Origin of the sequence: Candidatus Anaplasma sp. TIGMIC (assembly GCF_028204095.1) — a bacterium.
GTDB lineage: Bacteria > Pseudomonadota > Alphaproteobacteria > Rickettsiales > Anaplasmataceae > Anaplasma.
Map to the genome: position 1 here is coordinate 35749 of NZ_JAQLOH010000005.1, position 11828 is coordinate 47576.

Below are 11828 nucleotides of genomic sequence, written 5' to 3' on the forward strand. Positions count from 1 at the left end.
ACATGCGATGATAGGCAGTTTTTGATTATCCTAGTATTGATACGAGGTTAATCGGTTGACTCCTTAAAAAGCGCTGGTTCAAAGCAACAAATGTCCAAAAGGTAGTGTAGCTCCGACTAGTAGATGTCTTATACTTTTGCGTTCTATGAAACCATGCTGCATACCAAAGCAGAACTGCGGAGATGCTGAAGACATTATGCAAAGTGCTGCTATGCCGAACATGCAGGATTGTGAAGATTGAACCTGATGTTACTAGGGCAAATCGGTAGTATGCATGTTCTATGTGGTCCCACACTCATGTTTGAGGAGAGGTATTGTGCAAAGCTTTGCCAAGTAGTGCCGTTAATTCAGGCAGTTGCTTCTTTATAGCCAAGTAGAAAAAATACGCGATCTGCCATGCTGTTAGGCAAAGGGCAGTACTATGTTGTTCGAATGGTAATCAAAATTTTGCATTTCAAATTATAGAACATACTTTAGCGCCACAATAGCTAGTCTGGGCCTTTAATAACCTTGTTATACACTATACAGAATCACGTGGCGGATAGAGATTATGCAGGCCCTTATTATGGTTCTTACGCAATACGGCAGGTGTTAAGTCACGACGGATGGCAGTGCACCGAGGCTCTTACTATGTGTGTCAATAACAAGGCAACAGATTGTGTTTCTCAAACTTGAATCCACGATTAGCGATGCAGTTGGGCTATAGATACCCCCCCCCTCCACGGATGTAACAGTTTCAAGCGGGGAATGTTTAGAATATTTTACGCAATAGTTATCTGTAGCATGCTCAGAAGACGACGGAAACCAAATGTACAAAATTGAGCAATACGAAGCATAAGTTGGCCACAATGGCCTACTTTCTGAGCTTTTGGGTTTGTAAGAAGGGCTGTTGCACTGATCCAAACACATGGACTCTTTGGCAGTGCGCTCATACATTTGAGATTGAGTGTTATCGGACTGAGGACTGGTATATGTACAGGTTACCGAATGCGTTGTGCAGTAGGGCGAGAAGAATTCTGTATTTTTTGCTTCCTCACCGCAAATGATGTAGTGGCAAGACGCATAATCGTCACAGCCTTGTGCATCCACGGCCACACCTGCATTTATGTTATTTTCTGTATTTACGGGGGCAGAGACAGCATTTTTGTTCGTCACAACTCCCATGCCGTCAATTAGCTTGCCAATAAACGACGCAAAATCGTGCAAAATCGACACACGTGCCGTTAATGATGCTATGTTGCGTTTGTTTCTACCGGAATTTCTAGTGGTGTTAGCAACGTGTTTTTTCAAGTCATTGCGCCGAGTAGCGGAGCGCACCCTCCTGTGAGGAGGCACTCTTCTGGCAATTAACATAAAATTGCCCTATTTGCGTGGAACTATACAAAATTATAATAAAACTTTAGGGATACTACCAGTAGCGGAGCCATAACTCACCATTGTCCGGATTCTAAATTCTGCAGCCTGTGAATTAAAAGGTTTGGGTGCTACCCATAATTGCAGTTCATATGTACGATTTTCTGGAATGGTATAGCGGTTGCACGATCAATTACAAGCCAGGATTCATGCTGAGGCGGTAGATAGTATGTTACGTTCTACTGTTGCGGGTTTATGCTGCGAAAACGTAGGCGTTTTTTCTGTGTCATAAATCAATAAACACAGCATGAAATTTTGGATCTGTACGCGGCCTTGCAAACCTACGTACGCTTTAGGCATCTGCATTATTTTTATGATATATCTTATATTTTATCCTTATAAAGGTATCATTGAGCCAGGATCACTGCTCAAATCAATCCACTACTGTATGTAGCAACAAGACTATCCGGAGAATTCAGCTCTTTATAAGAGTTATGACAATTGCATGTATAGGATTACAAAAGCACGCAGGGAACCTTATGAATTACCACATACGTTCCTTCTCTCTAGATGGTAGCGTGAAACACGTGATGAGCCCGGAAGCAGACGCGTGGACTAGCTTTCTTATATGTGTACAACCTGTTGAATAGAAATTGTGCACCTTGATGTCAGGAGTTACTGCAGGTGAGGCCTATGTATTCTTACTGTCAAAAGGCGAGGGTTGTGCTTTGACTGTTTCAGTCACAAAATACTGAGTCCAGATTGGGCCTGCTGGTTGGCCACGTTGCCCGAGTTCATTTCCTTGCAGGGTGCGCAGTACTCCTATTCGGAGATTTGAACCCTGAAAATGAAATACGATTTGCTATGCATTTCTTGGGGCAAATTGCATTTTGCTTCTTCTGGAATATATCGGCTGGCTCGATGCATACTAGTTTTTTAGGCCGCGAGGATATGAGCATGTCATACATGTTCTGCAGGCTAATGTGTTTTACCTTTGTAAACGTACTTTCGTCGCTAATCCGTATAGGTAGGTCTTCGCCAATGAGGGGCATAGGTCTATTGCAAACAGGGTTACTTCACGAGTGCGTATGCAGTACAAGGGTAGATGTGCACACTCGCGGCGCGTCGGTTGTGCCATGTTTCTTATGAGCTGTACAGGTTGGTGACTAGCCACAGGCAAAGGAGCTATAGTTTTGCCTACATTTCTGTGCCGCTGTGGCCATAACTCCGCTCTATCTCAGTTATGCTATGCTCTGCAACAGGCTCAGCAATCACGTACTCCACGTAACAGTCAGGAGGTGTCACGTTGCCTGAGCTAGGTTCTGATTCAGAATACCCCCCCCCTCCTGTGGCAGGCCCGTACTCACTAGACGGCATATTATTATCCCCGGATAAAAACAGAGCTCCTAATGCACTGCAGTCTATTTCTATGTTAAACGCGCTATCTAGCAATGCTCGGAAAAGTACGCTGCGCAGTGTATTGAATAGGTCATTAGATGCATAACGTGAGATGTTATCGCTAGTGCTCATTCCAGATTCTGCTCTCCTTAGTGCGGATTCACACGTATTGAATGCTCTGGCTAAAGCCTGTATGGCCTGGCTTAACACCCTTGACGACCACGGAGTGTGGAGTAGCTTACTTTTATCAATGGCGACCAACTCCCCGCGTACGAATTCTAGGCGCTCCAACATGTCATGCAACTCCGTAACGGAATCTTGTTCACACGGATCAAGGCGGCCGCACCGTGATCTAATGTCTTTTGTCATCACGTCGTACCGCTCAAGAGTTTTTGCTAGGGTAGAGTGCTCTCTGCCAGCTCTGGAATAGGCAAGACGAAGCAGAGTCAGCGCCGTAACACACTCTGCAATATCCATTGAGATTTCGGTGGTATAGCACAAATCTCTTCGTTCACTGTCGTACATCCCGTGCGATATTGCATCGATTTCATCATGAAGGTGATCCAAAGCCCAGATGGCAATCTCGCAAGTCATCATCTGTTGCGTAGATTCATTCTTCTGGGCAATGCGCGCGTAACTTTCAGACTTTGCCCTGAGTATTTGTACCCTCAGTATACAGCACCTCTTTATTACCCCGATGTGATTGTGCGGGTTGTGACTGCGAGTTTCTTTGTATGTTGCAAATGCATGGCGTGCTGCCATGTCTAGAAGCTTAATTGTCGATACAAGTACAGCAGTATTGATTAATAATGCTGACTTTTCCGCCAGAACCATTCCCGCGTCTTCTTCGGGTATGCTGACCGCATTAAGTGCATTTATGGTAATTCTCAAAGCCACATTTGCACGATTTAGAGCACTGTCCAGATCCTTCTCGTCAAGTATTGTGTATTCAGCAGGATATACCAAAGCATGACACTGCATCATGGCATCAAGCGCGTTTGACAGTAGCACCAGAATCTGCGCTACATGACAATACTTTTTGTCATTACCGTGTAGCCAAATTTCAAATCTTTGATAAAAGGTATTTAGTGAAGCCGCTGCCGCATAGCAGCTGTAGGCGATGTGGCGATACAAACGCAACATACGCGTCCCTCCTGGTGGTTCTATAGGAAACCTAGCTGTTACAGTATCGCTGCGCCCCTTGAGCAACAAGTTTCGAGCTTCCAGGATACGCCGTTGTGCCGTTACTAGAGCATGCGCATTTACCTCATGTGTCCACGAGGAATCAACGTACCGCACTTCCTTCAAAAGCGCGAGAGCAGTATTATTCGCTTTAGTAAGTAATTGCAGAACAATGGCGGCGACTCCGTCTATCGATAGGGAACCATCCTTAAGATACTTGGAAATACGTTCATGAAAACATACGTCCTCCTCGAGTGACCACTCTTCCCAAGGAGAGAACCCATTGTCGACGTCGTTCGATACCACGGCGTCTCCATGCATCATGGCTACCATAGCTATATTAACTTTTTAAGATTATAGCATGACAGCACAGTCTACACAACTTCCTGGCGGTGTTTTTACCACTTAAAATGGAGTAGTTTCTCCCAATGATAGCGGCAATGCTCCGATAAGTTTGGCTTATGTGGATACTGTGTTGTAATTGTCCGTTCAAATATGGTAATTCCGAGATGTGGAGAAACATTCCACGCAAGCATACTACTGCTTATAGGTGTCTACTGTACGCATTCCGCACGGCCTCTGCGGCTACACGCTCTGCGACATTTTCGATATAGCTACCTGGATGTTGTTCGTTATTAGAAATTTGCTCAGCGAGACCTGAATTCCCCCCCCCCATGCGGACTAGGTGTGTGGAGAGGATTTACCTGATCAAAGTTTACATGCATATTGCCTTGTGGATACGTGCTGTTGCCATATCTTTCCCGAAGGGCGCGGACACGTTGTGGGATTGGAACCGAACGTGTGGCGCCGCCTTCTATTGGGGCTCTACTGTTCGTGCCTTCTACGGCAACATTAGCTTCTGCACTCTTAATTTTCGCTTCACAGATATCAAACGCCGATTCAATGGCTTTGACTGCTTGTTTTAACATGGAAGAAGACCACTGCGCATGCAACAGCCTACTGCCATCAAGAGACATAAGATCATTTCGCACAGACTCTAGGTATGCCAAAACGTCATATAGTTTTTCTATACAATCTGCATCAACTGAACTTCCTGATCCGCGGAGCTTAAGGCGCGCACACAAGAGTTTTGCATCCTTCAACATTTTGTAATCTCGCTCAATAGTTTTAGCAGCTGTAGAATTACGCTCTCCTTCCCGTATGTAAGCTAGACGCATCAGTGCCAATATTGACAAGCATTCTGTAGTTCCTATGTTTATCCCTGTTGTGTAATGCAAGGCCTGGCCGAAGTATTCATATGTTCCGCTGGCTATGGCATCGATTTCGTCATTTAATCTGTCTAAAGCCCAAATAGCAGTGCTGCACACTAGATTTTGCTGATCATACGAATCTGTCACAGCCATGTACCTAGTGGCTTTTTTACGCAAAAGCGTTATTCGGAACCTACAGCAGCGGCTTATTGTACCTGTGTTGTGATATGCGGTCAGATTATGCATCCCTGCCGTTGAAAAAGTCCTATGTGATGCCACATCAAGGAGTTCAAACACGGCGGTGAGCCAGTAGATGTTGGTCAACAGAGCATTCTTTCCTGTCTGTTGTACCCATTCATTTTTTGGTAGGCTAGCAGTGTTAAAGGCGTTGGTCACAGTTCTAAGTGCGTGTCGCGCACGGCACAGTGCCCCTTCTAGTTCTCGACCATTACTTACCCTATAGGCATAAGGACATACAAACATGTGGTATTGTTGCATTGCATCTATGGCGCCAACTAAGAATGCTAGAATTCGTGACACATATGCTGACTTTTCATCATCTCCACGTAACCACATGTCGGGTTTGGAATAGAAAGAATCAAGAGACGTTACGGCGGAATAACATAGAACAGTGATTTCTGGGTATGCACATAGCATCCTCTTTCCTATGGGCTCCGAGTCAATCGCTGTGCCACTAACACCCTTCAGTATGTTGCATACCTCCAGTATATGGCATTGAGCTGTTACCAGAGCCTGGGCATTCACCTCATATACCCAGGTAGCGTCTACATACCGAATCTCCTTCAAAAGCGCCAGTGTAGTTTCATTCGCTTTGGTGAGTAACCGCAACGAAACAGTGGATATATTGTCTGCAGACAGGACTTTTTCCTTTATGCCTTGTGCTACATGGTCATGGAAACTAACGTCCATTTCACTTGTCCACTGTACCCAAGGGGAAAAGCCGCTACTATCGTTGTTATGTGTTGAGGAGTTATGCTCGGGCACGGCATCACCCACAGTATACTGCATTCTTTCAACTATTGTAGCATAGAAAGGAACTTGCATGATACAAGAGCTACCTATTGTTCCAGTAACATGGAGTACAACGTCGCGTGGTTTTACCGGAAAAAAATACCTGGATGCTTGCAAAACCAGCTGCTCTGTTACCCACAGGTGCTTTCTAGGGGGATGTTTTTATCTCGAAATGCATGAGAAGGAGCAAAAATACCCGCTGTGACAAATTACAGGCATTGGTTTTGCAGTTTATATTATAGTCTGGTACGGCTAATGCCTTGCTCTCTTGCCATAATATTCTGCTCGGCAGGCTCTATTGAAGCATTTTCAAGAGTGTTCGCAAGGGATGTTACACCGCCCAAATGTAGTTCCTCAGAACCTGAATACCCCCCCCCGATGGAATTATTACCACCAGATATACTTACAGAACAAACATTACCTGAGCAGGAATCCGCGCTTCTTTGAGGGGTAGTTCTATTTCTCGTTTCTCCTTTATGGTGTGCAGTCTTCCTTCTTAAATCGCCAAAAGGTGACAACTCCCCGCAAGCGTATAACTGGCGCCTTTCCCTAGTTTGAGCCTCAGCGACCCCAAGCTTTGACACGCAGGCTTCTACCGCCCTGTCTAAAGCTACTATTGCTTGGTCAAGCAAGGATGAAGACCATTCTGAATTCGGTAGTTCATTCCTGTTGATAGCAGCCAAATTCTCGCGGGCAACCTCTGCGTACGCTAACACATTATATAGCCTCTTCATGCTAGCATCCGTAAGATTATGCTCCTCATGGCCTTCTAGGCACCCGCACTCAAGCGCAGCGCCACAACTCATTTCTTTGCTATGTTCAAGAATTTTTCCAGTCCCAGAGTTCTGCATACCCTTGGTCTCGTGAGCAAGGACGAGCAATGTTAACTGTGTAACGCACTCCGTTATATCCAAGGATATCTTTGTAGCATAATGCATTCCGCACTCGACGTCTGCATACATACCTGCAGATATATCGTCGATGTTGTCAGAAAGTTGGGATAATGCCCAGATCACTGTGCTCCAGGTTAGTAGCTGACTAGAGCCCTTACATTTCTCCATCGCGATAACAAACTCATCCGCTATCGTTCTAAGAATAAGCGATCTAAAACCACAACTATAGTTTATAGATCGCATGTGGTCATATACACGAATATCACGCGCTTTGCCTACTGGAAAAGCCTTGCGTGTCCCAAGGCTAAGCAGCTTAAATGTGGAAATCAGTAGAGAACAGTTCGACGACAGAGCAGATGGCTTCACGGCTCCTCCTCGCCTTGTTCCTTGAGCTACAGGGATTTTTACAGCATTTAGTGCGTTGGCCACAATTTTAATGCAATGTTCAGCACGACCCAGAGCCTTATCTAGTGCTTCATCATCGTGGGTGACGTATTCGTCAGAAAAGGCATGGAAGTGGCACTGCTGAACTGCGTCTATGGCGTTAACGAGAAGCATCTCCATACGTACTACATGCCCACACTTTTCATCGCATTCGTATATCCACATGTCAAGTTTGCGATAAAAGGTGTTCATAAGACGCATAGCTGCGTAGCACTCATCAATTATATCAAAATGTACATGCAGTAGCCTATCTCCCCTTGTAGCGGCTTTTAAAGACACCCCACTGACGCTTTTTCCTCGCATCAAGTCGCATGCTTTAGAAATATGACGTTGTGCCATCACTAACGCACATGTGTTTATCTCTCCTACGCATGTTGAGTCGGCGTACTGCACCTCTTTTAAGAGGGCTAGAGCTATCTCATTTGCCCTGGTCAGCAACTGCAGCACCACATCGGCGACATTGTCTGTAGAAAGGGTTTTGTTCTTGATTCCTTCAGCTATGCGGTCGTGAAAACAAACGTCCCCGTCCGGAGACCACGACTCCCATGGAGAAAATCCATAGAGAAGGTGAGTATCTCTGCGTTCATGCACCACGTGTACCATAGTACATTAATATCTTAAGAATTATAGCGCAGAAACACAACTTTTGCTACCACGCAGAGCGGTTCTTTGCTACTGAACAGCGAGTTCTCTTACCGAAATCTTCTTGCAACACTTGTGCAAAGAACAGAAAATTATGCAACTTACCACAACATGGCCAGATTCACGTTTATCAGTGACATTTTGCTGGAGCATAGAGGTTTTCGGCATCTATTGGTTTCGTGTGACTCTGTGCGAAGTTATAGGCTCAGCCCAAGGGTGGTCAAGAGCACATGCGTAAGGTATTATGCCGCTAAAAAGAGGCTCTTCTTGGTGATCTGAATTCCCCCCCCCTATACGAGTACTCCATATGTCGACCCGGCATATTATCTCGACATGTATGCCGCGCTAAGCAGGTATTTACTCCTTCATGCACATGCCTTTCAGCATGTGGTGATAACCCAAATAGCATGTTCACAACAGAAAATAACTCGCTTTGTGGGCCATCACCGTTGATATTGCTTGCTATAAACGCATCCGCATTCTTAAGCTCAGCCACACATATGCCACACGCTCTTTCTATGGCAGCAGAGGCTTGTTCGAGCATGCTAGAAGACCACAGTGGATATCGCAGCTGCCTTTTGTCAATGGATGTAAGATTTTTGTGTACGTGCTCCAAGTACGCTAGCAAGTCGTAAAGTCTTCTTGCGCCTCTCGAATCCGACAATCTATTAGTATAATTATACCTTATACGTGTGCACAACAACCCAGCATTCCTAACTATTCTTCTATTTTCCTTCAGGGCTTTTGCTATGTCCGAATTTTGTTTCCTATTATGCCTGTGTGCAGCGCGTAGCAAAGTCAATATTGTCATACATTCTGCAATGTCGGCCTGAAGATCCTCCGTGTAGTTCAGGCATTTTCCTGTACGTGCGTACGTTCCGAGCGAAATTGCGTCAACGGCATCATCAAGCCGGTCCAAGGCCCAAACGGCTGTACTGAGAGTTGTTTTTCGATCGATATCTAGATACTCAGAGGCCTTTGAGCGTAATATTGTGATTCTAAGACCACAGAGATGCCGCATCTCCTTCACACAGGTGTAAACATACAGCATGTTGACACTGTGTGTATTTTTTGAGAACGCACGGCGCGCAGCTATCTCCAGCAGTTTTAGCGTAACTACTAGAATTGAAGCATTTGTTATTAAAGCCAACTTTTCGGCACATATCTTCTCGTCTCCTATTTTAGGTATTCGTACCGCATTGAGGGCATTTGTTGCGATTCTAAGAGCCTGGCGTGCACGTTCCAAATACTCTTCCAGTTCTTTTTCATTGCTTGCTACATACTCATCAGGATGCGTAGAGATATGGCACAGCTGCATGGCTCCCACCGCACCGGTTATGTTCATCAGCATCTGTGTCACGTGTAAGCACTTCTCATCACGCACACACAACCACATGTCCAATCTGTCATAAAACGTGTTAAGGGACAGCATGGCAGTACTGCACTTGCGTACAATACTGTAATGCATCCGCACCATCAGGCTTCCTATAGATTCAGCCCCATCTGTTTTTGTCAGAAAATCACATGCTTCTGAGATGCACTGTTGCGCAGTAACCAACGCCTGTGTGTTGATCGTGAAGGCCCACGGAGAGTCCACGTACTCCAACTCCTGCAATAAGCCCAGTGCTATTTCGTTAGATTTTGTGAGTAATTGCAGGACAATTGCAGCGGCTCTGTCTATCGTGAGAGACTTATCCTTAATACCGCGTGCTACGCGATCGTAAAAGAAAATGTCTGTCTCAGGAGTCCACTGCTCCCAAGGAGAAAAACTCTTACTGCTGCCACTGTGTGCTCCATGTTCATGCACAGCATTTACCGAAGTATACCAGGTCTTGTATTATTGTATCATGATTCCTCAACTTCAACTTTAAATATTTACACACATCTTTTGGGCCACTACTGCGATGGTGGTGATTTCATTGTTTTTTTATTACGACGATAGAGGAGATTCCCATTGCTAATGCAGTTTGGGCACTGTGCAGGCATATGTAGTAGATGCGTTATATCACGGAGACTTTTGCAAACATGAGGTACTGGTTGTTACATAACCATACGCTCGATGTGTGTAGTTCTTTCACGTGTATTTGCGTATCTCACACCCTATTGCATGATGAAGAGCTACGCACATAGGCCTGCGCGTTGGAAACTTCTCCTAGGTTGCCCGAAGGAGTTGTTACGCCGATATAGGTGCTTTGTTCCTGAATACCCCCCCCCCTCTCGTTAAGTACACTTGTCTCTTGTGTGGGAGTTTCACGGTGAGTAGCGGCTAAGTGGTTTCTTTGCCTGAAGTGTACATGACGCACAGTATCACTGACTTCAGCATCGATATAATCATCGGAACCAAGTGCTTCTGTGCACAATGCGGTAAACTCACTACTTGGGTTTTCGTTACATGTGGTCTTTGCCGCCAGCGCCCTTACCCTTTTAAGTTCTGCCTCACAAAATGTTAGCGCCGTGTCAACAGCTTGCCGTGCTTGTTGTAATAGTTCAGCAGACCACAATGGATACAGGAGCTTATATCTACTGATGCATTCTAGGCCTTGGTGCAGAGATGCTAAATTTGTCATCACGTTATGCAGTTGCTCTCCGGCGTAAAGTACAGCTTTATCTAGGCTGCGCTCCGGCGAAACATACTCAACAGCAGTAACATGTGCTAGTGCCACATTTATATGAAGCATGTGCTTGATAGTTGAGTTTTTCTCTCCATTTCTTTCATAGGCCATGTATAGCAATGTGAGTATGGTAGCGCATTCCATAACATTGAGAGATATGTTGGAAGCATTGTGCAAATCTTCACCGACATCTTCATACGTACCCTGAAATATTTGGTAGATTACATCGTAAAGATGATCGAGTGCCCAAATAATAGTGCTAAATATCTTACTGGCGTCCTTATTGGTTGTTTCTGACATATACCCTTCGCACTTAGCGTGTAAAATTAGTGTACGAAAAGAACAGTAAAACTTTATCGATCGTACACTTTCATGAGGAACTCTAGGCAATGCTTCATCTTTTATAGCCGAGCTCCTATGGGCAGCGATATTCAAGAGTTTGAACGAGGATATTAGGAGAGAAGCATTGGTTAATAAGACGGCTTTCTCCGCGGCCATAACTCTGCCATCTTTTTTAGGTATTCTCACGGCGTTGAGCGAATGAATCACGATCCTGAGCATTTTTTCTCCTCTACCAAGAGCATCTGATAACTTGTCATCACCGTTCGTTACAAACTCATCAGGGTAAATATTTGCCCTGCATTGCTGCATGGCATCTACGGCATTGCTGATCACTACAAGAATTTGTGCCACGTATACAGATTTTTCATCATTACCGTTTAACCACATGTCGGAGTCGCTATAAAACGCGCTTAACATGAGCATTGCTACGTGGCACAAACCAATAGTATGGTCGTAGGTACGCAACATTCTCCTGCCTATGGTATCTCCAGGTAATTCTGTACTACATCCTTTTAGCAAGCCGCACGCTTCTGAGACGTTGTGTTGTGCGGACACCAGGGCGTACACATTTACTGCATGTGTCCATGGAGAGTCAACGTATCGCACTTCCTTCAATAGAGCGAGCGCTATTTCATTAGCTTTTGTGAGTAATTTGAGAACAATTGACGCAATTTTGTTTGTGGAGAGAGTATTTTCTTTAATTCCCCTCGCAATGCGAT

At 45.0% G+C, this 11828-nt stretch carries 6 protein-coding genes; all 6 read right to left on the reverse strand.

The features are described from left to right. Window positions 1-591 precede the first annotated feature (591 nt). Window positions 592-1353 (reverse strand): hypothetical protein, encoded by a 762-nt coding sequence (locus tag PGW94_RS01045; RefSeq protein WP_271757717.1) that lies wholly within the window; start codon window positions 1351-1353, stop codon window positions 592-594. Window positions 1354-2550: 1197 nt separating this feature from the next. Then, window positions 2551-4266 carry a hypothetical protein gene (locus PGW94_RS01050; protein WP_271757719.1) on the reverse strand — a complete coding sequence of 572 codons (1716 nt, stop codon included), beginning with the start codon at window positions 4264-4266 and terminating at the stop codon, window positions 2551-2553. A gap of 314 nt (window positions 4267-4580) precedes the next feature. After that, window positions 4581-6173, reverse strand: coding sequence for a hypothetical protein (locus PGW94_RS01055; protein WP_271757722.1), 1593 nt, complete (start codon window positions 6171-6173; stop codon window positions 4581-4583). Between the two features lie 239 nt (window positions 6174-6412). After that, entirely contained in the window at window positions 6413-8116 is a 1704-nt protein-coding gene (locus PGW94_RS01060; protein ID WP_271757724.1) for a hypothetical protein, read from the reverse strand. A gap of 289 nt (window positions 8117-8405) precedes the next feature. Beyond that, the gene (locus PGW94_RS01065) at window positions 8406-9962 is read right to left on the reverse strand and encodes a hypothetical protein (RefSeq protein WP_271757728.1); all 1557 of its coding nucleotides are present in this window, start codon (window positions 9960-9962) and stop codon (window positions 8406-8408) included. 286 nt (window positions 9963-10248) lie between these two features. Further along, a partial coding sequence (locus PGW94_RS01070) for a hypothetical protein (protein ID WP_271757731.1) occupies window positions 10249-11828 on the reverse strand: 1580 nt, incomplete at its 5' end.

What these genes read in the sequence shown, in the direction of transcription:
- PGW94_RS01045 (WP_271757717.1), bottom strand. Translation starts at nt 1,353, where the DNA reads ATGTTAATTGCCAGAAGAGTGCCTCCTCACAGGAGGGTGCGCTCCGCT.
- PGW94_RS01050 (WP_271757719.1), bottom strand. Translation starts at nt 4,266, where the DNA reads ATGGTAGCCATGATGCATGGAGACGCCGTGGTATCGAACGACGTCGAC.
- PGW94_RS01055 (WP_271757722.1), bottom strand. Translation starts at nt 6,173, where the DNA reads ATGCAGTATACTGTGGGTGATGCCGTGCCCGAGCATAACTCCTCAACA.
- PGW94_RS01060 (WP_271757724.1), bottom strand. Translation starts at nt 8,116, where the DNA reads ATGGTACACGTGGTGCATGAACGCAGAGATACTCACCTTCTCTATGGA.